Annotated in this window: 18 protein-coding genes; 7 read left to right on the top strand and 11 right to left on the bottom strand. The window is 73.5% G+C overall.

Annotation, left to right across the window (positions count from 1 at the left end; translation table 11 throughout):
- Positions 1-447 precede the first annotated feature (447 nt).
- From ACLJPL_RS18870 to ACLJPL_RS18855, 4 genes are all read right to left on the bottom strand, one after another.
- A complete protein-coding gene (locus tag ACLJPL_RS18870; protein ID WP_411081985.1) occupies positions 448-1557 on the bottom strand; it encodes an acyltransferase in 1110 nt (369 codons plus the stop codon).
- A 263-nt stretch (positions 1558-1820) separates the two neighbouring features.
- Complete coding sequence (locus tag ACLJPL_RS18865; protein ID WP_411081984.1) at positions 1821-3167, bottom strand: polysialyltransferase family glycosyltransferase; 1347 nt, start codon at positions 3165-3167, stop codon at positions 1821-1823.
- Positions 3168-3170: 3 nt separating this feature from the next.
- Positions 3171-4136 carry a glycosyltransferase family 2 protein gene (locus tag ACLJPL_RS18860; protein WP_411081983.1) on the bottom strand — a complete coding sequence of 322 codons (966 nt, stop codon included), beginning with the start codon at positions 4134-4136 and terminating at the stop codon, positions 3171-3173.
- Between the two features lie 347 nt (positions 4137-4483).
- Entirely contained in the window at positions 4484-5146 is a 663-nt protein-coding gene (locus ACLJPL_RS18855; RefSeq protein ID WP_411082139.1) for a TetR/AcrR family transcriptional regulator C-terminal domain-containing protein, read from the bottom strand.
- Positions 5147-5214: 68 nt separating this feature from the next.
- Here ACLJPL_RS18855 and ACLJPL_RS18850 point away from each other — a divergent pair, with 68 nt between their 5' ends.
- Together ACLJPL_RS18850 and ACLJPL_RS18845 are read left to right on the top strand one after the other, a co-directional pair.
- On the top strand, positions 5215-6807 hold the full coding sequence (locus ACLJPL_RS18850) for an FAD-dependent monooxygenase (RefSeq protein ID WP_411081982.1): 1593 nt from the start codon (positions 5215-5217) through the stop codon (positions 6805-6807).
- 17 nt (positions 6808-6824) lie between these two features.
- Positions 6825-7286, top strand: a complete 462-nt coding sequence (locus ACLJPL_RS18845; RefSeq protein ID WP_411081981.1) for a MarR family winged helix-turn-helix transcriptional regulator — start codon at positions 6825-6827, stop codon at positions 7284-7286.
- A 30-nt stretch (positions 7287-7316) separates the two neighbouring features.
- Here ACLJPL_RS18845 and leuE read toward each other — a convergent pair whose 3' ends face one another.
- Positions 7317-7982 carry a leucine efflux protein LeuE gene (gene leuE, locus ACLJPL_RS18840; protein WP_411081980.1) on the bottom strand — a complete coding sequence of 222 codons (666 nt, stop codon included), beginning with the start codon at positions 7980-7982 and terminating at the stop codon, positions 7317-7319.
- A gap of 354 nt (positions 7983-8336) precedes the next feature.
- Between leuE and ACLJPL_RS18835 the strand changes: the two genes are divergently transcribed.
- Positions 8337-9539 carry a L,D-transpeptidase family protein gene (locus ACLJPL_RS18835; RefSeq protein WP_411081979.1) on the top strand — a complete coding sequence of 401 codons (1203 nt, stop codon included), beginning with the start codon at positions 8337-8339 and terminating at the stop codon, positions 9537-9539.
- A 219-nt stretch (positions 9540-9758) separates the two neighbouring features.
- Here the strand turns inward: ACLJPL_RS18835 and ACLJPL_RS18830 are convergent, their stop codons facing one another.
- Positions 9759-11147 (bottom strand): hypothetical protein, encoded by a 1389-nt coding sequence (locus tag ACLJPL_RS18830; protein ID WP_411081978.1) that lies wholly within the window; start codon positions 11145-11147, stop codon positions 9759-9761.
- Positions 11147-12196 carry a sigma-70 family RNA polymerase sigma factor gene (locus ACLJPL_RS18825; RefSeq protein WP_411081977.1) on the bottom strand — a complete coding sequence of 350 codons (1050 nt, stop codon included), beginning with the start codon at positions 12194-12196 and terminating at the stop codon, positions 11147-11149. The genes ACLJPL_RS18830 and ACLJPL_RS18825 overlap by 1 nt, the downstream gene beginning before the upstream one ends.
- Positions 12197-12917: 721 nt before the next feature.
- Here ACLJPL_RS18825 and ACLJPL_RS18820 point away from each other — a divergent pair.
- Positions 12918-13868: a glutaminase gene (locus ACLJPL_RS18820; RefSeq protein ID WP_411082138.1), complete on the top strand. Its 951-nt coding sequence runs from the start codon at positions 12918-12920 to the stop codon at positions 13866-13868.
- 74 nt (positions 13869-13942) lie between these two features.
- Here the strand turns inward: ACLJPL_RS18820 and ACLJPL_RS18815 are convergent, their stop codons facing one another.
- The 4 genes from ACLJPL_RS18815 to ACLJPL_RS18800 form a co-directional block, all read right to left on the bottom strand.
- Positions 13943-16717: a LuxR C-terminal-related transcriptional regulator gene (locus ACLJPL_RS18815; protein ID WP_411081976.1), complete on the bottom strand. Its 2775-nt coding sequence runs from the start codon at positions 16715-16717 to the stop codon at positions 13943-13945.
- A 218-nt stretch (positions 16718-16935) separates the two neighbouring features.
- On the bottom strand, positions 16936-17514 hold the full coding sequence (locus ACLJPL_RS18810; RefSeq protein ID WP_411081975.1) for a hypothetical protein: 579 nt from the start codon (positions 17512-17514) through the stop codon (positions 16936-16938).
- 67 nt (positions 17515-17581) lie between these two features.
- Complete coding sequence (locus ACLJPL_RS18805) at positions 17582-18403, bottom strand: DUF4328 domain-containing protein (protein WP_411081974.1); 822 nt, start codon at positions 18401-18403, stop codon at positions 17582-17584.
- Between the two features lie 135 nt (positions 18404-18538).
- On the bottom strand, positions 18539-20146 hold the full coding sequence (locus tag ACLJPL_RS18800) for a family 20 glycosylhydrolase (RefSeq protein WP_411081973.1): 1608 nt from the start codon (positions 20144-20146) through the stop codon (positions 18539-18541).
- A 618-nt stretch (positions 20147-20764) separates the two neighbouring features.
- On the opposite strand from ACLJPL_RS18800, the gene ACLJPL_RS18795 reads away from it, so the two are divergent.
- The 3 genes from ACLJPL_RS18795 to ACLJPL_RS18785 all read left to right on the top strand — a co-directional run bounded on the left by ACLJPL_RS18795 (position 20765) and on the right by ACLJPL_RS18785 (position 22440).
- Positions 20765-21295, top strand: coding sequence for a 2-oxo-4-hydroxy-4-carboxy-5-ureidoimidazoline decarboxylase (locus tag ACLJPL_RS18795; RefSeq protein ID WP_411082137.1), 531 nt, complete (start codon positions 20765-20767; stop codon positions 21293-21295).
- 276 nt (positions 21296-21571) lie between these two features.
- The gene (gene sdhC, locus ACLJPL_RS18790; protein ID WP_411081972.1) at positions 21572-21952 is read left to right on the top strand and encodes a succinate dehydrogenase, cytochrome b556 subunit; all 381 of its coding nucleotides are present in this window, start codon (positions 21572-21574) and stop codon (positions 21950-21952) included.
- A gap of 5 nt (positions 21953-21957) precedes the next feature.
- On the top strand, positions 21958-22440 hold the full coding sequence (locus tag ACLJPL_RS18785; protein WP_411081971.1) for a succinate dehydrogenase hydrophobic membrane anchor subunit: 483 nt from the start codon (positions 21958-21960) through the stop codon (positions 22438-22440).
- Positions 22441-22444: the final 4 nt, after the last annotated feature.

Below are 22444 nucleotides of genomic sequence, written 5' to 3'. Positions count from 1 at the left end.
GCCCCACAATTATCCGATAATGACCGGCAGTTCACCTCTCTGAGGCGTTCTGTTTACCTGATGTGCGCATGCGGGAAAGGAAAGAGAAAAGGGGAGGGTAAGGGAATGAGAATGAGGGGGAATGAAGGGAAGGGAAAAGGGTGGTGCCCGGCCTCGGCCTCGCACACTCAACCCCGCCGGGCGGGCCGCGACCCCGCCGGGCGGACCTCCTGGAGCATGCCGAGTGCCCTCAGCGCGTCGCGTTCGACGCGTGAGGGCTCGGGGGGGGCGGAGGCGGCCGTCGAGCGCACAGCCGACCGGCCGGCGTCGATGGACGCCGGCCGGTCGGTCTGCCCTGTCTTGCGCGGGAAGGTGGTCGCGCGTCGAGGGGCGGGCGCTTCCTGGCCCCGTATCCAGCCTGGGGGAAGCGCCGGGACCCGTGACGCCCGGCCTCTCTCGACGCGACGCTCAGCCCAGCAGGCGGGCCAGCCCGAGCCGCCGCCACAGAAGCACGGACGCGAACGACAGGACGGTGATCGCCGCCGACACGGCCATGAAGAGCGCGACGGCGGCCGGCCACCCCGCATCCGCGTTGACGAACATGTCGGCCAGCACGTCCTCGAAGAGGATGTGGACCACATAGACCCCGAACGTCGCCTCGACGAGCCGGGACACGGCCGGACGCAGCCGGTCGGGCAGGCGCACCCGGTGCAGCGCGAGCAGGAAGCCGCCGGTGAACAGGGCGATCACCACGTTCGCGTTCGGGATGAAGTAGTGGACCTTGTGCTGGTACAGGATCACGACGAGGAAACCCGCCACGGCGAGCAGCAGCCAGGGCAGTCGCCGCTTGCCGAAGGTTCCGGCGGGCGCCGCTATCAGCAGCGCGCCGAGCGCGGCGTATATCACCTGGTACACGGCGAAGCTCCAGCCGAAGCGCGGTACGTCCCAGTCGGTGACCCCGGCCAGATCGCCGAAGAGCAGCGGGGCGGACGCGACCACCAGCAGGATCAGCGCGAGCCCCCAGGGGCGCTTGCCCGACCTCACCATCGAGACGAGGGCGAGCAGCATGATCACGGGGATGTAGGCGTACAGGTACCAGAGGTGGTAGGCGGGGCGGACCGAGCCGAACAGCGAGTCCAGTGCCAGGTCGCCGATCGGGCCGTCGTTCGTGCCGCGCCACCGGCCCCACACCAGGTAGACGGCCGTCCACACGGCGAGCGGCACCACGATGCTCACGATCCGCTGCCGCAGCCGGGCGACGTCCTTGGGCGGGGCGCCGACCAGCACGGCCCAGCCCGCTATGGCGAAGAACGTCGGTACGGCGAACCGCCCGAGGGAGTCCGCGACCAGCCCGGTCCAGTAGACGCCGGCGCCGCCCGACGCCTTGCGCCCGGCCGCGTCCATGAACGCGGCGCCCGTATGCGAGACGACCACACCGACCGAGCAGATCAGCCGGATCAGGTCGATGTCGTAGCGGTGTTCACGCGGTGAACCGGCGCGGGCGGACGGCACCGTGGCGACGGGGGCCTCGGGCAGGGCGGCGGCGGGGGCTGAGGCGGGGGCGGCTGTGAAAGACATTGTCCTCGAAGATTAGGCAGCGGCCGGATCCCGCTGAACTCCGGTGAGATGAACGGTCACTTCGGCCGGGCGTACGAAAGGTGAACTCCCGGCGCCTGGAGGGTCGCAGGCGGGGAGGCCCGGAGCCCCAACGGCTCAGGGGCCCCGGTGCTCGGAGCCCGGAGCTCCAAAGCCCTGGAGTCCCGGAGTCCCGGAGTCCCCAAGGCTCAGAGCCCCGGGGCCCCGAAGGCTCAGAGCCCCGGAACCTCAGAGCCCCAAAGGCGTCAGAGCCCCAAAGTGCTGCGCGTGCGCCGTACGGTCCTGCGCAGCCGGACCGCGGCCCCCCGGGGCCCGCCGCCGGGGAGGGTGAGCGTCTGGAGGCGGCGGCGCTTGAAGTAGTGCTGGGTGGTGGCGTCCAGCCGCTCCCGCAGCCACGCCTCCGCGTCGGGCCGCAGTGGGCGGTGGAGGGCGGCCTGCATGCAGTAGCCGACCGTGCGGACCAGCGGGCTGAGCGTGTCGGGCGCGGTGGGCGGGAGGGTCCCGACGCCCTCCTCGCCCCGCTGGTCCAGGTCGGGCACCAGATGGTCGACGATCGTCAGCGGGATGCGGTTGCTGTTCTCGTACGGGACGATGCGGTCCAGGACCAGCCGGGCGCCGACGCTCGCGACGGGGATGCCGTAGTACGCGGCGGCGGTGAACATCGCGGTGGAGAAGCAGCCGACGACCAGTGCGGGCGCGCAGCGCTCGTACAGGGTCTCGGCGAGCAACGGGCTGTCCAGCGTCGTCAGTCGGACCCCGGACGCGGCGGCCGCCCGCTCCAGCGCCTGCGAGTAGCGGGCGGGCGCGGTCGGGTGGGGCTTGAAGAGTACGGAGGTGTGGCCCGCGCGGGCCGCGCCGCGCAGCATCCGGATGTGCAGGTCCTCCTCCTCCTCGGCGGTGAGGATGTCCAGGGCGGCGAGGTACTGCCCGAGGAGTATCGCCGTGGGTGCCGCGGCCTCCGCCGCGGCCAGGGCGCGGTCGCCGTCCGCCGCCTCGGAGAGCTCGGCGAGGATCTTGCGGAAGGCGCTGTCCGGGACCAGTTCGGCCTGGACGTCGAACTCGGTGAGCAGGAGGGGCTTGAGGCCGGGCACCAGGTCGAGGTGGAGGACCCGGCGGATGCGGCAGCCGACCGAGACGGGCAGCTTGTTGCGGGTGGGCCCATAGCTCATCAGGCCGTCCGCGTACACGTGCAGGGCGCTGTCGGAGAAGATCGCCGCGAGTGCGCCGGCCGGGTTGACCTGGATGGACTCCACGGCCAGCTCGACCCGTTCGTCCGGGCCGATGCCCCAGGCGCGGCGGAAGGCGCGCTGCCACAGCACGCTGTCGTCGGCGCGCGGGCCCCAGCCGCTGGGGTGGTGCGGGCTGATGGCCTCGTTCCAGTCGACGACGGAGTCGAAGCGGGCGGCGATGACGTCGTAACCGCGCATGTCCTCCATGCGCAGGGCGGTTTCGGGGACCGCCGCGTTGTTGGACACCAGCAGGATGCGGCGGCTGTCGGCCGCCGGGCCGAACTGGCCGGCGTCCAGCGCGGCGGCGAGGGTGGCGGCCCCGTACAGGGTGGAGACCTGGAAGATCTGGGTGCGCGTCGGCATGCGTCAGGCGGCCTTCTGCTTGGTACGCAGGCGGCCGAGGAGCGCGCCGCGCTTGTCGTCGATCATCTTCAGGGTGTGGTCCAGCACCTCTTGCGGCATGCGGTTCAGCGCCGAGGCGGACTCGCCGCGCAGCCGCCGGGCCGTGGCCGGTTCGTAGGTGGCGGCCTTCTCGTTGTGGAAGGCGATCATCGCGCAGTAGGTGCGGACCGCCTTGGGGAGCAGGCGCTCACCGTCCCGGTCCCGGTGGAGCTCGTCGAGCACCGCGTCGTAGGCGGGGAAGAAGTCGAGCTGCCGGGAGTCCTTGATCTGGGTGAGCGAGGTGGTCACGCCCCGCCGGTAGAAGATGCCGTGCAGCCCGAGCGCCGCGTAGGTACGGGCCCGCAGGTGCAGCTTCCAGGTCCACAACCGGTCCTCGGCGGTGCGCAGTTCGGTGGCGAAGCGCTGTTCGCCGTCCTCGAAGAGCCGCCGGTGGTAGATCCCCGCCCAGACGAACGGGTAGTCGACCATGGTCTCCCGGGCGGCCGCCCCTATCCCCTCCCGGGGATCGATCACGGTGTCGCGGAGCGGGGCGGGCGCGCGCCGCACGACGCGGTTGACGCCGGTGGACTGGACGTGGTCGGTGCGCACGAAGTCGCAGTCGAGGTCCTGGGCGGCCCGCAGCAGCCGGTTCAGATGGCCGGGGGCGTACCAGTCGTCGCCGTCGAGGAAGGTGATGAAGTCGCCGAGGGCCGCGTCGATGCCGCTGTTGCGGGCGGCGGCGATGCCGACATTCGTGCCGTGCCGGATCACCCGCGCCTGCGGGAGGCGGTCGGCCCAGTGGTCGACGACGGCCTCGGTCCCGTCCGTGGAGGCGTCGTCGACGAGCAGGAACTCCACGTCCGGGTCCGCGTTGCGGGCCAGACTGCCCAGCGTGGTCCCGGCATAGGCCGCGACATTGTGGAACGGTACGACAACGGACAGTTTCGGCACGCGGGCCCTCACCTTCGATCTTGGTCCCGGAACAACGTAATGAGGGACCCGAAGGGTTGGGTGAAGCCCGGCGCGACGAGAGGTGAACTCTGCGCGTCCGCCGAGTGGCCCGTCCCGCGCGAGGCCCGGGGCCGGCGGCTGTCACGGCGTCACCGCCACGGGCCCCGGACGCGCCCGGCGGCGGCTTCGACATTCCCGCCGTAGGTCACGTCGGAGCGATTATCGGCGCGTATCAGCCCGAAGCCGTTCCGGTTCGTATATGCGACCCCCGCAGTACGCCCGGAATTCACTCAGCTATGCGGCCGTATTCGACCGGCCTCTCGAGGTGAGCCGGGCCCGCCGCCCCCTCACCCGACTCCGTACCGCGCCTCGATGCCCGCGACGATCAGCAGCAGGCCGTCCTCGAAGCGTTCGTCGTAACCGGAGAAGATCTCGGGCCCGGCGGCGGCCGCGAGGGGGAACTCGGCCATGCGGGCGGCCCGTTCGTCGGTGTCGAAGCCGTCGCGCCGCTCGTCGGGCCGGGGCTGGACGCCCTGTTCCTCCGTCACGAAGCCCAGCGTGTACGAGAACGCGGTGGTGCCCGCACGGACCGCCTGGCGCAGGGTGAAGCCCGCCTCGGTCATGGTCCTCAGGTGGGCTTCGAGGCCGGGGGCGTGGTCGGTGCCGGTGAAGCGGGCGCCGCTGTAGACCTTGGCGCCGTCGCGGTAGCGCAGGAGCGCGGTGCGCAGGGCGGTGTTGTACGCGATGAGCTGGGCCTGCCAGGTGACGGGGGCGGGTCCGGGTTCAAGCCCTTGCCCTGGTCCGGGGAGGTCGTCGGCGAGCATCCGGCGGTACATCACCGTGGCCATCTCGTCGAGGAGGGCCTGCTTGTCCTTGAAGTGCCAGTAGAGGGCCGGCGCCTTGACGTCCAGCTCCCGGGCGATGGCGCGCAGGGTCAGCCCGTCGAGGCCCACCTCGTTCAGCAGCCGCAGGGCGGTGTCGGCGACCCGCGCCCGGTCGATCTTCGTCATAGCCACCTTGACAACTTAACAGTGTTAAGCGCAGACTCCGAATCATGGAACTTAACACCGTTAAGGAAATGTCCCGGGGCCCCGTCACGCCCCCCGCCGAGGTCGACGTGCTGATCGTCGGCGCGGGCCCCAGCGGCCTCGCCCTCGCCGTCGACCTGGCCCGCCGGGGCGTGCCCGCCCTCGCCGTCGAGCGGGCCGGCTCCCTCTTCCCCGGGTCCCGGGGCAAGGGCGTTCAGCCCCGCACCCGCGAGGTGTTCGACGACCTCGGGGTGGGCGAGGCGGTGCGCGAGCACGGCGGGAGCGCGCCGGTCGGGATGGTCTGGGAGGGCGGCAGACGGCAGGGCCCGCACGACATGTTCCGCCGGGCGGCCCCCACCGACGCGGAGCCGTACGGGGAGCCCTGGCTGCTGCCCCAGTGGCGGACCCAGGAGATCCTGCTCGCCCGGCTGCGGGAGCTCGGGGGCGACGTCGCCTTCTCCACCGCCCTGACCTCGCTGACCCAGGACGCCGCCGGGGTCACCGCCGAACTGTCGACCGGGCCCGCGCTCCGGGCCTCCGGGGCCGCGCTCCGGGCCTCCGACCCCGCCCACGCCTCCGAGACCGAGCGCACCTCCGGGACCGCAGAAGCCTCCGAAGCCTCCGAAGCCACCCACACCCACCCCCAGACCCAGACCCACCCCCACACCCACACCCCCGGGACCGTGAGGGCCTCCTGGCTGGTCGCGGCGGACGGTGGGCGCTCCACCGTGCGGCGGGCGCTGGGGATCGGCATGACGGGCGAGAGCGTCGACCCGGCGCCGATGCTGGTCGCGGACGTGCGGATCGCGCCGGCCGCCCTCGACCGGGACGACTGGCACATCTTCCTGGGCGAAGCGGGCTACACCACGCTGTGCCCGCTGCCCGGCACGGAGGACTTCCAGCTGGTCGCCCAGTTCAAGGAGGGCGAGCCCGGCCTCGCGCCGGAGGCCGTACGCGCCCTGATCGCCGGTCGGACGCATCTGGCCGCCCGGGACGTCACCGAGGTCCGGTGGTCGTCCGACTTCCGGCCGCGCACGGCCCTCGCCGACCGCTTCCGGGCGGGCCGGGCGCTGCTCATGGGCGACGCGGCGCACATCCACTCGCCGGCGGGCGGCCAGGGCCTGAACACCAGCGTCCAGGACGCGTACAACCTGGGCTGGAAGCTCGGCCAGGTGCTGCTGCACGGTGCGCCCGAGGCCCTGATCGACAGTTACGAGCAGGAGCGCCGCCCGGTCGCCGAGGCGATGCTGAACCTGTCGACCCGCATCCACCAGGGCCGGCAGGAACGCGGCCGGGACACCGGGCAACTCGGGCTCGGCTACCGGGGCGGCCCCCTCTCCTCGGGCCGGGCGGGCCTGCTGGAGGCGGGCGACCGGGCGCCGGACGGGCCGGCCGGTGAGCACGGGCGGCTGTTCGACGTGTTCCGGGGGGCGCACTTCACGCTGCTGGCGCTGGGCACGGACGCCGGACTCCCCACGGCGGGGGACGCGTCGGTGCGTACGTACCGGGGGCCGGCCTGCGAGGCGTACGGCGACGGCCTGTTCCTGGTCCGGCCGGACGGCTACATCGGCTGGGCGGGCGAGGACGCCTCGGGGCTCACCGCGTACGCGGAACGCCTGGGCCTTGACCTCAAGTTCGCTTGAGCTCCTACGTTCGGGGCATGGACTACTCACACGACGACACAGGACTCGCCCGCCAGCCGATCGGCTACTGGAGCTGGGCCGCCCACGAGGCGACGGTCACTCACATCCGCGCCGCCCTGGCGGAGAACGGGCTCACCCAGCCGCCCTGGTGGGTGCTCAACCAGCTCGCCGGGGCGGCCGGCGAGGCAGCCGCTCGCGACGAACTGGTCACCCTGTTCAGCGGCTACCTGGACACCGGGGCCGACGGGATGGAGGAGGCCGTCGACAGCCTGCTGGAACGCGGGCTCGCCGCCCAGGACGACGGGGCCCGGCTGCGGATCACCCCTGAGGGGCGGGCGCTGCGCGACCGGGCGTACACCCGGGTGATGCGGGCCCGTGCGGAGATCCATGAGGGCATCCCCGACGAGGAGTTCGTCGCCGCGCTCAAGGTGCTCCAGCGGATGATCCACAACGTCGGAGCCACCGCATACCACCAGTGACGGGTTCCGGGCCTGTCCGGCCCACGCCCCCTAGACGCTGCTGAGCGAGAGCTTTGCCGCGAACCCCAGGAACAGCACGCCCGCCGCCGAAGTCGCCCCCGCCGACAGCCTCTTGCGGCGGCGGAAGACGGCGGCCAGGCGGGTGCCGCCGAAGATCAGCGTCGAGAGGTAGAGGAAGCTGGCGAGCTGGAGCAGCGTGCCCAGCACGAGGAACGACAGAGCCGGGTAGGCGTAACCGGGATCGACGAACTGGACGAAGAACGAGATCAGGAACAGGATCGCCTTCGGGTTGATCAGGCTGACCACCAGCGCCCGCCGGTAGGGGTGCTCCGTCGCCGCCCCCGCCTCGGACGCCTCGGCCGCCTCCGCCAGTTCGGCGGTGCGCCGGTGCCGTTCGCGCCACAGGGAGACCGCGGCCCGCAGCATGCCGATCGCCAGCCAGGTGAGATAACCGGCGCCCGCGTACTTGACGACGGCGAACAGCAGGGGCGTGGTCCGGAGCAGCGAGGCCGCGCCGAGCGCGGCCAACGTCATCAGGACGGCGTCCCCGGTCCACACGCCGGCGGCGGCTCTGTAGCCGGTGCGTACGCCGCGTCGCGCCGCGACGGAGAGCACGTACAGCGAGTTCGGCCCGGGCAGCAGAACGATCAGCAGCAGGCCGGCGAGGTAGGTCGGAAGGTCGGTGACACCCAGCATGGACGGAGTTTCGCACATCCGTACGGTGTGCCGTCCGGTCGTCCCACCCGGGCGGACAGCCGCCCCGTCGTGACCTCGTGACCTCGTGGCACTCAGGCCGTGACCTGGTGGCACTACCGTCGTGCGCGGGCGCACTCTCCCGGTGGCCGGTTGGCGACGGGCGGCCTGGACGCGCCGCCGTCGTCACGCGCAGGATTCGACCACCGGGCGGGACGGGCATCCGTCAGGGGGAGCCCGGAAGCACGGGAAACACCGGGAGCACCGGAAACACCGGAAGCGTCGGACGATCCGGGAGCGCCGGTGAGGCACCGCGCCGATCGGGCGGTGCGGACAAGGGCCTTGGGGGCAGCGGGGATGACGGGGACGGCGGACAGCTACGTGCGCGCGGACAGCGAGACGTACGGGAGCGGGGACGGTGGCCCGGACGGCGAGACGTACGGGAGCGGGAGCGGTGGCCCGGACGACGAGACGTACGGGAGCGGGAGCGGTGGCCCGGACAGCGAGACGTACGGGAGCGGGAACCCGGACAGCGAGACGTACGGGATCGGGGGCAGCACCCTCCACCGATACACGCACCGCAACGCGCACCGCGACACACACCGACCCGGGCCCCCGCGCGGCAGGCGGACGGCGACCGTGACCGCGGCCGGGGTGCTCGCGATGGCCGCCCTGGCGGCCGGGTGCGGCCCGCAGACGCCCGGGGCCGACGCGCTGCCGCAGCCACCGGCCCGGGCCACCACCGCGCCGCCCACGCCCTCCCCCACCGTCGACGACGACGCCAAGCCGGGTGACGGCTCCGCATCCCCGGCACCGACCCCGACCCCCAGCCCGTCGTCGGCCGCGACCGAACCGGTCGCCGTGCCCTCGGCCCCCGTACCGTCGCCATCCACCCCCGAGCCCCCTGGGCCGAGCACCGCCCCGCCGCCGCGGCTCCTCATGCGGATCGGCTCCGAGGGCCCCCAGGTACGGGAGTTGCAGGCGCGGCTGCGGCAGATCGGGCACTTCGGACGCACCCCCACCGGCTACTACGGCACGGTCACCGCCGACGCCGTCCGGTCCTTCCAGGTCAAGCGGGGTACGGAGGCGACCGGCGGCACCGACGCGGTCACCTGGCAAAAGCTGCTCGCCATGACCCGTACGCCATCGGCCGACGAGCTGGACCCGCCGACCGAGCGACCGGTGGCGGCGCCGGACAAGCGGTGTCTGACGGGCAGGGTGCTGTGCATCAGCAAGAAGAGCCGGACCCTGGCGTGGATGATCGACGGCCGGGTCGTCTCCGCGATGGACGTGCGTTTCGGCTCGCAGTACACGCCCACCCGGGAGGGCGAGTTCCCGGTGTACTGGAAGTCCCGGGACCATGTCTCGACGCTGTACGACACCCCGATGCCGTACGCCCTGTTCTTCAGCGGCGGCCAGGCCGTCCACTACTCCGCCGACTTCGCGGCCAGCGGCTACGGCGGCGCGTCGCACGGCTGTGTCAACGTGCGGGACAAGGGGAAGGTCGCGGCCCTCTTCGACCAGGTGAAGAACGGCGACAAGGTCGTCATCTACTGGTGAGGGCGGTGCGGGAAGAGGGGGCGGTACGGGAAGAGAGGGCGCGGGCGGAACCGGGGGAACGTGTCCCGCCCGCGCCGATGCGCTGAGCCGAAGGTACGGGGGGAACCCCGGCTCGTCGCGCTGCCGATGACCAGTCGGCTCACTCTGTACTGCGTCCGGCCGCCGAAAAACGTCACACCCCTTGGATCGCGCGGTGCTGTTCGGGGGGAAAGGCGCAGGTCAGCGGGCGAGAACGGCCGCCGGGGCGGAGGCGGTCGGCGACAGCGAGGGCCACAGCGGCTTCGCCGCCCCGCCGCCCTGGGACCGTACGCCGACATCACCACGCCGGTCCCCGCCGCCTACCTGGGACCGGACGTCGGCACCGCCACGCCGGTCGCCCCTGCCGGCCTGGGACCGCACGTCGGCACTACCCCGCCGATCACCGCCGCCGGCCTGGGACCGCACGTCGGCACCACCCCGCCGATCACCGCTGCCGGCCTCGGACCGCACGCAGGCATCACCCCGCCGGTTGTGCCCGTCCGCCTCGGGCCGCACGCCCATCTCTCCGCGTCGGCCCCGGTCCGCGTGGGGCGGCGGGGCGGGCTGGAAGGAGACGGGCGGCAGCGGGTCGCCGTCGCCCTCCCTCGGGCCCTCGCCGTGCCCGCCGTCCTTGCCGTCACCCTTGCCGTCGTCCTTGCCGCTTCCGGGGCCGTTGCCCCCGCCGAGCAGCCGGTCGCAGAAGCGCTGAACGTTCTGTTCGCCCTTGGCGAGCTGGATCAGCTGCCGCCGGCTCCGTTCGTCGAGGGTGCCGTCGCGGAATGCCTTGCATGCCTTGGCGGACTTCTCGTACCAGTTCCCGCCGGACCCCCGCCCGTCGCCGGAGCCGCCGGGCCGGTTCTCGCGGCCGGTGGGGCTCCTGGAGGCGTTCTCGCGCCCGGACGCCTTCGGGCGTTCGCGGGCGCGGTCGCCCGGATCGTCCTCGCCGGTCTCCGGCCCGGTGGAGCCGGGACTCGGCTCCGCGGGTTCCCCGGACGCCCCGGGCTCCCGGCTCCCGGGCGACGCGAGCGGGTCCGGGTCGCCGGGCGGCGGGGAATCGACCGGGGACGGCGGATCGTCAGCGGGTTGCCCGGACGTCGGCGGCTCGGGAGGCACGGCGGCCGATACGGAGGTGGCGGGCGCGGGCGCGCCCTGGCTGCCGAAGGAGCCCGGGAAGATCCCCGTACCGGCGGCGACCGCCACCCCGCCGAGCGCGCAGCCCGCGAGCGAGACGGCCAGGCCGAAGCGGACCGGGCGGCTCCAGCGCGGCCTGCGGAGCGGGGTGGCGGGGGCGGCGCCGATGTGGACGGCGTGCAGTGTTCCGGGCCGGCCGGGGAGGGCGGCGCCCGCGTTCCGCCCGGCGAGCCGGTCGGTGCGGTTGCCGTGGGCGGCCTGCCGGAACGCGGTGAGCACGGCCTCCTCGCCGGGGAGTGCGCCGGCCGGGGCGCGGTGGCCGACACGCGCCGCTCCGAGGGCTTCGGCGAGCCGGCGGGCATCGCTCGCGGCCCGGTCGCCGAGGGGTACGACCGGCTCGCCGCGGAGCAGTTTCTCCGCCGCGTCCTTGTCGAGCCACTCGTTCCGCTCGTCGGCCATCACATGTCCCTCTGCGTCCACGCCCGCGAATGCGTCACACCGGGAGTGACCCCGGCTGGCGCTGTCGGACCGCCCCTTCCGGGGCGCTGAGAGGGTACGGCACCGAGCTCGCCGCCGCTGCCCGCGTCCGGCCCGCCGTCGCTCCCGGACCGCCCGGCCGGGGCCGGAAGGGGACCGTCGTGGCCGCCACCGGGGAACGCGGCGTCACGGCCGCCACCGGGACGAGGGCCGTCGTGGCCACCGCCGGGACGCGGACCCTCGTGGCCACCGCCGGGGAACGCGGCGTCACGGCTGCCGCCGGGACGAGGGCCGTCGTGGCCGCCCCCCGGACGCGGACCCTCGTGGCCGCCGCCCGAGAGTGCGGCGACGCCGCCGCCGCCGGGGAACGCGCCGTCATGTCCCCCGCCCGGGAACGCACCGTCACGTCCCCCGCCCGGGAGCGGGCCGTCGTGGCCGCCGCCCGGGGCGGGGGCGCCGCCGGAGCGGGGCGGGTCCGGGTGGTCGGCGACGAGGAGTTCGGCGAGGCGCTTGAGGCCGCGGTGGGCGGCGGTCCGTACGGCGCCGGGCCGCTTGCCGAGGGTCTGGGCGGCGCTCTTGGCGTCCAGCCCGACGACCACCCGCAGCACGACGGCCTCGGCCTGGTCCTGCGGCAGCTGCGCTATGAGCGACATGGTGCGGTCGGTGTCCAGCGCCTCCATGGCGTCGCCCGCCGTGTCGGACTCGGCGGGCCTGCCGGTCAGCTCCGTCTCGTCGCCGCCGATCGCGGGGCGACGGCTGCGCATCCGCAGATGGTCGAGCGAACGGTTGCGCGCGATCCGGGCCGCCCAGCCGCGGAAGCGGTCGGCGTCGCCGCTGAAGCGGTCGAGGTCGCGCGCTATCTGTAGCCACGCCTCGGACGCCACGTCCTCGGCGTCCGGCTCCCCCACCAGCGTTCTTATGTAGCCCAGCAACCGTGGCTGCACCGCGCGGTACACAGCACGGAACGCGTCCTCGTCCCCGTCCTGTGCCGCGAGCACCGCGGCGGTCAGCTCCGCGTCGTCCCCCAGCACTCCCTCAACCCGCCCCGCTGTCCTCAATCGCAGCTGGTCACCACTGCTGCGCCACTCTGCGCGACTCAGCACGCTACGTGCTCGGCAGGGGCCACGTCCACGACTTGTACAACTCGCAACAATTCACGGTGCCCGGTGCGGTGTGACAGAAAACGCGGTCACGGCGCTGAGATGAGTACGGGGTCGTGCTGCGACCCCGTGGAAGACGGCCGGGGCCTCTCCTGTGGGGGGTGGCGGCCCCGGTCGTCGCTCCTCTCCGTCCGCGCCCCGACCAGGGACGCCCTGGACGCGGCGCCCCTGCGTGACCGGCGGCACGGCCATCGGCGTGACCGACGCGTCACCGAATTCGCGGGAACGACGGGAACGAACAGACCCGCGATGCCCGTCACCTGAGGGAGCCGGGGGCGGTGGTCGCCCGTGCGAGGCGGTCGGCCCGCTTCTCGACGATCCGGCGCGCCGTGCCACGATGGCTGCCGCAGCCGGGGCGCGTGGTCGCCCGGACGCCGCGGAGAGGCTCGTGGACGTGATCCTGTCCGCAGCGGCCCGGCAACCGCGCAGCCTGTCCGTGGGCTACGCGCATCGCCCGGTGTGGCGGGCGGGGGCGGCTTCGACGAGCACAGCGCACATCGCACTCGTCGAACGCGGCGTCGCCCCGGCCCATCGGGGCGGGCGCGTCGCCCTTCCCCGACGTAGTTCGCCAAGGAGTGCCGTCGTGCCCGACATCGCCGTCCCCGCGCCCGCGCAGGCCCCCGGCACACCCCACCGCTTCCGTGCCGTACTCGACCGCGTCGCCGAGGAGATGGCCGACCTGACCCATCGCGGGAGGCCGGCGGACTACATCCCCGTGCTCGCTGACGGCGACCCCCGGCGCTTCGGCATGGCCGTGGCGGAGCCGGACGGAACGGTCTACGGCGTCGGGGAGTGGCGTCAGCCCTTCTCGGCCCAGTCCATCACCAAGGTCTTCGCCCTGGCCCTGGTGCTCTCGCTGGACGGCGAGGGGCTGTGGCAGCGCGTGGGACGCGAGCCGTCGGGCGATCCCTTCAACTCTCTTGTGCAGTTGGAGTACGAGAACGGCATCCCCCGCAATCCCTTCATCAACGCCGGAGCCCTGGTGGTCACCGACCGCCTCCAGGAGCTGACCGGTGACGCGGCCGCCCTGCTCCTGGAGTTGCTGCGCACCGAGAGCGGCAACCCGGCTCTCGACTTCGACCCGCAGGTCGCCGCCTCCGAAGCCGCGCGCGGCGACCGCAATGCCGCCCTGGCCCACTTCATGGCCTCCTACGGCAACATCGTCACCCCGGTCCCCCGGCTGCTCACCGCGTACTTCCAGCAGTGCTCCGTCGAGGCATCCTGCGCGGACCTGGCCCTGGCCGCCGGGTTCCTGGCCCGCCACGGCATCCGGGCGGACGGTTCGGCGCTGCTGACGCGCAGCCAGGCGAAGCGGATCAACGCCGTGATGCTGACGTGCGGGACGTACGACGCCGCCGGGGAGTTCGCCTACCGCGTCGGGCTGCCCGCCAAGAGCGGGGTCGGCGGCGGCATCGTCGCCGTCGTCCCCGGGGTCTGCACCCTCTGTGTGTGGAGTCCGGGGCTCGACCGGCGCGGGAACTCCGTCGCCGCCATGACCGCACTCGACCGGTTCACCACCCTGACGAACCTCTCCGTCTTCTGACCCGCGACCCGGACGCTCCCTCCCGGTCGGTGAGTGAGGACCGCCATGCTCAGCAGCGTGCGAGGGGAGCCGCTTCACGGGCTTCCTCCCGGCCGGTGGCGCGTGAGGTCGCGGCGGGAGATCGCCCCGGTCTTGCGCATGGCGTGGGCGATGTGCTGTTCCACCGTTCGGGGCGAGAGGTGCAGCGTCGCCGCGATCTCCCTGTTCGTCAGACCGGAGGCCGCGAGCTGGGCCACCTCCGCTTCCCGGGGGGACAGTTCGTCGGCGTGCGAGGGGCGGCCCGGAGGACGGCCCTTCCGGGCGGGCTTTCGGGTACGGAGCAGAGCTCTGGTGCGCGCGGTGTCCCAGGACGCGCCGAGATCGGTGTAGCGCTGGATGCAGAGCTCCAGTTCGGTGATCGCCGATGCGGCGGCGGCGCGATCTTCGTCCGGGGGCGACGCCGCGCCCGTCTCGGCGGTCCCGGCGGCGGGCCCGGCACCGGAATCCGCCCCGAGCACGCAGCGCGCGGCGCTCTCCGAAGCCAGGGCCTGGGAGTAGGGCCGGGACAGTGCCGCGTAGGCCGCCGCGGCCTCCCGGTAGGTCTCCGCGGCCCGCAGCAGGTCGCTCGGCCCTCCCGAGGCCGATGCCTGTGTCTCGGCGAGTACGGCCCGGCTCCACACCAGCGCGGCTTCGGCGGCCGGAGCGTCGCGTCCGGCCAGGCCCCGCGAGAGATCACGCACCATGGCCTCGGCCGTCGCGGCGTCTTCGGCGCGTGCCAGTGCCTCCACCGCCCACGGGACGAGCTCGGCGGCCCACGCCCACACCCCCTTGTCGGTCACCGCCGTCCAGGCCGTACGGGCCTGCTCCGCCGCGGCGGCGACTTCCTGGCGGGCGAGAGCCAGCCGGATCATGGCCCCTGCCACGGTCGCCGCCAGGGGTACGGGCAGGCTCTCCGTCTCCAGGGCACCGCGCTGGGACAGCCAGAAGGTCGCCTCGCCCCACTCCGCCTGGGCGACGGCGAGCAGACCTCGTACGACACAGGCGTCGGACGCGAGGAACGGCATGTCGGCGGTCGCCTCGACGAAGTCCTCGCACTGCTTGGCCAGGCCCGTCCACCGGCCGGTCCACCACCGCTGGAGCAACTGGGTGCCCAGCGCGGTCTGCTCGGTGTACGGCGCGCCGCTCCGGGCGGCCAGGGTGCGCCCCTCGGCCAGCAGGTCGTCGGCCCGTTCGTAGAAGCCGAGCCAGACCGCCGAGTCCGCGGCGTTGCACAGACCGCGGGCGGCCTGCTGGAGACACGCCGGGTCCGTGCTGTCGGTGGGCAGCCGTTCCACCAGGTCCCACGCCTCCGGGTCGGCGTCGCTCATGGCCAGTCCCACCTGGTTGGCCAGGACCGCCGCCCGCATCACCTCTTCCCCGCTGGCGTCCGCCGCCGCGGCGGCCCGGACCAGCCAGGCACGGTGTACGTCGATGGAGTTACTCGGCCAGTAGGGCATGGCCAGCGCCGACATCGCGCGGGCCGCCAGACCGGGCCTGACCTCGCGCAGCTCGGCCGCCGCGAGCTCCAGTTCCTGCCACCCCTCGGCCTGCCGGCCCATCTGGTTGCACAGCATCAGCCCCAGGTCGAGCCGCAGTTCCCCGCGTACGGCGACGGGCAGGGCCGTGTCCTGGACGATCTGGGTGAGCACCTCGACGGTCTGGTCCGACCGCAGTCCGGTCACGGCGCTGCTGGCGAGCAACGGGGCCAGCCGGGCCCGGGCCTGCGGAGGCAGCCCCGGTGCGGCCAGCGTCCGCTCCAGCAGCGTGATCGCCTGCTGGTGCCGGCCGGAGGCCGCCGCCGACCCGGCCGCCCTCTCCACCGCCCTCAGCCATTTCCGGATGTCGCCGGCCGCCCTGTGGTGCGCGGCGGCCGCGGCCCACGCCGCCGGCTGTCTGCGGCTCAGCGCCTCCGCCGCCCGCCCGTGCAGCGCTTGGCGGACCGGGCCGGGGACACCGTCGCGTACGGCCGACGCCGCCAGCGGGACGGCGAAGCCGTAACGGTCCTCCCCCAGTTCCGCCAGGGCCGCGCCCCGCAGGGCCGACGACAGCGCGTCGCTCCCCGCGACGGATCCGAGCCCGGACACGGCAAGCAGTTCGTCGCGCCCCACCGGTTCGTCGAGGACGGCGGCCGCCCAGACCACGGGGCGGACCGCCGGCGCCAGCGCGTGCGTACGGCTCAGCACCAGCTCGGCCAGCCGGACCGGCGGGCCGGCCGCGTCCACCTCGGCGGCGGTGCCGGCGAAGGCCGGCCGCTGTTCCCGCAGGGCGGCCAGGAGGTCCAGGACCACCCGGGGCGATCCGCCGGTGCGCCGGTGCAGCCCGCTCACCGCTTCGGGCGTGCAGCGGTCGCCCAGCATCTCCACGGCGGCCCGCCGGACGCGCTCCTCGTCCCAGGGCGCCAACCGGTGCCGGAGCACCGTCGACCGGGCCGGGTACGCCACCGCCGGGCCGCCCAGCGGCAGACCGGGTACGGAGAGCTCCTCGGGGCGGTAGGCCACCGCGGCCACCGAACCCGGCTTCAGCCGCTCCAGCGCGCGCCGCAGCCGCCGCCGCTCGTCCTCGTCGGCCCGGTGCGCGTCGTCCACCAGCAGCAGGAGCGGCTCCTGCCGGATCGCGCCCTCCTCCGGCCGCCCGCCGTCAGCCCCGCACCGCCACCACACGCCGACCGCGTCCGCCGCCTCGGGCAGACCGGCCAGCGCCTGGAGCAGGCGGGTCTTGCCCGCACCGGCCGGGCCCTCCACGTACAACAGCACCGGATCGGCGGACTCGGCCGACTCGGCGGCGAGGGCGCGCGCCAAAGGGGCCAGAGCGGGATCACGCGCCGATGTCACGTCACTGTCCTCGCACTCTCTCCGGGGCGGCGACCCGGAACACGTCGCCGCAGGTTCACCGGGAGGGGCCGTCGCCTTCACCGGCGCGCTGTGCTCTCTCGGAGCATAGGTCGGGGCCGGGGCGGGGTCCTGGCGAAACACCCCCGGGGCGGCGGCCGACGCCTCCCGCAGGCCCCGGCCCCGTTCGCGCGGCGGGCCTCGCCGGGCGGCCGACGCCGTCAGACCCGGCCGCGCGCCCTTCGTGACATCACCGCGCGCAGCACCCTGCGCCCCTCCGTGGACAGGTCCAGGGCCTTGCGCACCCCGGCCCCGCCGCCCGCCGTGCCCGTGGTCTCCGCGAGGATCTCCAGGATCCGGACCTGGCGCTCCAGCTCCCCCGCGACCAGGGGTCCCACCGCGGCCGCCTCCCCGCCGCGGGCCGCCTTCAGCAGGTCCGCCGTGTCCCGCGGGGCGTCCCCGTCCGGCGCGTCGAACCGCCCGTGGATCTCCAGGGCCACCAGCGAGCAGGCGTCGGCCCACTCCCGCAGCGGTGCGGGGGCGAAGTCCGAGGGGGCGGCCGCCAGCATGGCCCGCACCAGGGCGGCCGGACCCTCGGTGACGGCCGTCTGCTCCATCTCCGTACGGATGGCTGAGAGGCGGATGGCCCATTCGCGCCCGTCCGCGCAGCTCGCCCAGAGCGGGCGCAGCGGTTCGGGCCCGTCCGGGGCCAGCAGCGGCAGGCAGCGGTCCAGGCAGGCCACGGCACTGGCGGCGAGCGCTCGTTCATCGGCGCGTTCGATCAGTTCCAGCAGACTCATCGGCGTCTCCCTCGGTCTACCGCGTACTGCGTCGAATGGCTGAAAAGCGTCACTTCGGGGCGACCCGTCACCGGTGAGCGACCGGGACGGCCGGGGCGGGGACAGCGCGCCGCGCGGCCCGCTCCACCTGCATCCGGGTCAGGGTGCGGACGAAGAGGACGGCCGACACGGCGGCGGCGACGTCGACCGCGCCGGAGTCCACGACCAGCGCGGCGGCCTCCGCGATCTCCTCCGGGCCCTCGGCCCTCTCCGCCGTCCGCGCGGCGAACCGTCCGAAGAGGACGGCCCCGACCCACGCGCCCCACCACAGATGGAGCGGCGCCCGCGACACCGCGAGCCGGTCGCCCTCGGGGCCGGTCGGGGCGCTGCCGGTCCAGATGCCGTGAGCCACCCGGCAGGGGATCCAGAAGTTGGCGATCGGGACGAACCAGCCGCCCACCGACCAGCCGGGGCCCGTCTTCTGCGCGCCCGGGTCGAAGACCTCGGCGTTCCGCCGGGTCCGGTGGAACCACACGATGAAGACGACGGCGGTGGCCACGAGGACAGCCGCCTGGGCGGTCTCCGCGAGGGAGGAGAACCGCTCGGCCCGCACGCCCTGGCTGCCGGGAACGGCCCGGTCGCCGTCGTCGACGAGCCGGTTCCCCAGGCCGCGCAGGTGGAGGCCGGCGGCGATGGCGGCCAGTTCCGTCGCCACCGCGACGCCGAGCAGGGCGGTCACCGTCCGGGACAGGCCCACGGGCGAACGCGGCCAGGCCCCGACGCCCCAGCCGCCCGGGCCGGCGACCGGGGGCTTCAGGTGGTCCGGCAGCGGGGGCCGGGTACCGGAACAGAACGTGCGGAGGCCGTCGTCGGTGACGGCGGTTCTGGTGCGGCAGCGCGTACAGAGCATGAGGCGGCCCCCCGGGGCGCGGTGGCGGTGTGCGATCCCGCGTCCCTCCCCAGGAGCGCGTGGTCGGCGGACCGTAGCCCGTGGACGCTCACGCTGTCCACGGGCTCACACGTCCAGTCGCCTGCCGCACCCCCGTCAGCTTCCCGCGCTGCCCGTCCGGCCCGCGAGCTGCTGGAACTGCGCCCAGCTCAGCTCGGGCTTCCGCGGGTCCCAGAGCTTCTGCGCGGTCGCCACCAGCGGCATCCTGATCCCGTCCGCGACCTGCTGGGTGGTCTGCGCGTTGGGCAGGTCGCCCCAGACGGCGAACCGGCCGCCGAGGATCTGCGGCGAGTAGCGCTCCGCGACGGGCTCGGTGCCGCGCAGCACGAGCGGGGTCCACTGCTCGTAGATCCGCTCGCCGGTCGGGTAGACGAACTCGTTGGGCTCGCCGAGTACGTAGTACAGGAACTCGTCGTTGAGGTTGAGCATCTTGTAGCCCTCGGCCAGGTACTCCTGCGGGGGCCGGGCGCCGATCTCCTTGCCGGTCCAGTACTCGATCTCGATGTTCTTGTCGGCCTTGACCTTCGTGCCGCGGAAGAGCCCGTCGTTCCACGCCTTGGACGTGCGGCCCTTCGGCTCGACCACCGCGGCCCGGTCGTTGAGCCAGCCGGTGGCGAGGTCCTCGATGGTGGCGCCGGACCCGTGCTTCTGCTCGGCGGCCCGCTGGAGCTGCGGATAGGAGGCAGCGGGGTTCTGGACGGTGAGCGCCTGGTACTCGTCCGCGCCCAGGTGCCAGTACTTCCCCGGGAACAGCTCCGTGTACTCGTCGAGCAGTTCGTCGATGAGCTTGGCCGCGCCCGGCTTGGAGATGTCGATGGACCCCTTGGACTCCACGCCCCGGGTGTTGCGGAGCTGGAGGTCGGGGTGGGCGCGCAGCACCGCGCCGAGGTGTCCGGGCGAGTCGATCTCGGGGACGACCTCGATGTGCAGGCGGTTGGCGAGCCCGACGATACGGCGGACCTCGTCCTGGGTCAGGGCCTCGTCCGAGACCACCTCGGGGTGGGTCTCCGACTCGATCCGGAACGCCTGGTCGTCCGAGAAGTGCAGGCCGAGCTGGTTGAGCTTGAGGTCGGCCATCTCGCGGATGCGGTCCTCTATCCACCCCGCGCTGTAGTGCTTGCGCGCGATGTCGAGGTTGAGCCCGCGCTGCGGCCGGTCGGGCCGGTCGTTGACGACGCCCTCGGGCAGGGTCTTGTCCGCCTTGAGCGACTGCTTGAGGGTGCGGGTGCCGTAGAAGACGCCCGACTCGTCGGGTCCGGTGATCCGCACCTTCCGGTCGCGGACGGTGAGCTCGTACGACTCGGCCGCGCCTTCGTCCTTCGGGCCGAGCGCCAGCTCGACGTCCCCCTCGCGAGGGGCCTCGGCGCCCCGGTAGCGGATCTTCAGCTCCTTGGCGAGCAGCTGGGCCTCGTCGGCCAGCACCTGGCTGCCCTTGGCTATGACGACCGTGCTGCCCTCGCCCGGCTGCCAGCCGGGCCCGCGTGCGGCGGTGTGTTCGCGGACCGCCGGGATCGTGCTGGGCGCGCTGGACATCGGGTAGCTGCGGGAGGGCGAGGGGGCGGCCGCCGTGGCCGCGTTCCCGGACGCCGCGTCGCGGGAGGGGTGACTGCCGGAGCCTTCCGGCCAGACGACGACGGTGAGGACGACGGCGGCTGCGGCCGTGACGGCCGCGCCGGAGACGAGGGCACCACGCGTGGGCGACATCGGTCAGATCCCTCCGGGACAGGGGACGGGGACGGGAGATAACAGGGGATGGGGACAGGGGATGGGGACAGGCCGGGGATAGAGGGTCAGGGGCAAGGGGTCAGAGGCCGGCGACGGTGGACAAGGGTGGGTGAAGAGAGTGAATAGGCTGAAAGACTGACATTCTTGCCGGTGATCCGCCCACCGGGGGCGAGGGAGAAGCGGACGAAACTCCAAGGTCCGCAGGTCAGACGTCCATCAAACGTTTCCAAACTCTCCCGTTCGAGTGATTTTTCGCCGATCCACCGGACGGCCGCCGAACGATCTCGCTAACGTTGCGACACATTCGCCACTCCCTTCACACGCCGTCGCACTTCCTCCTCGCCGCCCCCGCACTCCGGCACTCCCTTCACTCCCGCCCCGCACGCACCCCACCACTCTCCCTCCGCGCGCCTCACTTTCGGCCCGCACATGGCTCGTTCTCGCCTCTCACCCCTCTCTGCCACGCAACCTTGTTGCGCTCCTGCCCCTCTTCAGGGGGGTAGATGTCGTTGATTCGAGGAGTCCACGCTGTCCAGGTCCAGCGAGTCCCCCGCCGGCCTGCCGAAGCAGCCCGCACCCCGGGCCGGGCGCTCCGCCATACCCGTACAGCTCCGCCGCCCGGAGCGGCCGGCCGGAGCCCCCGGCGTACCGCGGGCCGATGCGGCCGCCGGTCTCGCCCGCTTCAACGCCGCCCCCTTCGCCACCGCCGAGGCCGCGCTCCTGGAGTGCTGCGGCAGCCGCCGCTGGGCCCACCGGATGGCCGCGCACCGCCCCTTCCCGGATCTGGCGTCCCTGCTGGCCGCCTCCGACGAGGCGGGCTACGACCTCGCGGCCCGGGACATCGCGGAGGCGCTCGCCGCCGAGCCCGCCCCCTGCCTGCACGACGACGCGCCCCGCGCCGCCCATCTGGCCCTGCGGGCCGCGAACGCGGCGTACGAGAGCAGATTCGGCCATTCCTTCGTGATCTGCCTGGACACGCACCTGCCCTCCCGGTACGTGGACCAGGTCCTGGCCGGCATCCGGCTCAGGCTGACGCACGAGGTGGACGAGGAGCGGGCGGTGACCGCCGACGAGCTGCGGCGACTCGCCCGGAGCCGGCTCGTGGAGCTGGTGGTCGAGGGCTGGTGAGCCGGACGGCGGGCGGCCGGGCGGACCGCCGGGCCGGGGCCCGCCGCCGGACCGGGGGACGACGCCCCGCCGGGGCCGGAGGGACGACGCCCGGGTACGGGCCGCTCTAGCCCGTACGTGCCTGTTTGATTGCCGCTTTGATCACACCGGAGGCCCCGGCGCGAACGAACCGACAATGCGTCGCTACGATGGCCGGGGCCGGTGGACCGTACCCGGCCGGGTCAGACCGACAGTCAAGCCGGCCGACCCCAATCCCCGCTCCCGGAGGGTTCTTCCGTGCCGGCTGGAACGCTGTACCGCGGCCGGGAAGGCATGTGGTCGTGGGTGGCTCATCGAGTCACCGGTGTCCTCATTTTCTTCTTCCTGTTCGTACATGTCCTGGACACCGCACTCGTCCGCGTCTCCCCGGAGGCGTACGACGAGGTCGTGGCCACCTACAAGACGTGGCCCGTCGCCCTCCTCGAATACGGCCTCGTGGCCGCGATTCTCTTCCACGCGCTGAACGGTCTGAGGATCATCGCCGTGGACTTCTGGGCCAGGGGCCCGCGCTTCCAGAAGCAGATGCTCTGGACCGTGCTGGGCATCTGGATCGTGCTGATGGTCGGGGCCCTGTACCCCGTCCTCGGTCACGCCGTACGCGACGTCTTCGGGAGCTGAGGCCCATGTCCAGCGAGACTTCTTCCGCGGCCGCGATCGGCGACGTCGAGGGCGTGAGCCTGTACGACGTCGACCACCCGGCCCCGGTGATCGAGCCCCCGCGCAAGCGCACGGGCAAGACGCCCAAGGGTTCGCGCACCAACTTCGAGATGTACGCCTGGCTCTTCATGCGCCTGTCGGGCATCGTCCTGGTCGTCCTCGTCATCGGCCACCTGCTGATCCAGCTGGTGCTCGACGGCGGCGTCTCCAAGATCGGCTTCGCCTTCGTGGCGGGCCGCTGGGCCTCGCCGTTCTGGCAGATCTGGGACCTGACGATGCTGTGGCTCGCCATGCTCCACGGCGCCAACGGCCTCCGTACGGTCATCAACGACTACGCCGAACGGGACAAGACCCGCTTCTGGCTGAAGATGCTCCTGTACACCGCCACGGTGTTCACCGTCCTGCTGGGCACGCTGGTGATCTTCACCTTCGACCCGAACATCCGCTAGGCGC

It is taken from the genome of Streptomyces sp. cmx-18-6 (assembly GCF_046548915.1).
Taxonomy (GTDB): domain Bacteria; phylum Actinomycetota; class Actinomycetes; order Streptomycetales; family Streptomycetaceae; genus Streptomyces.
This window is presented reverse-complemented; position numbering and strand designations above follow the sequence as displayed.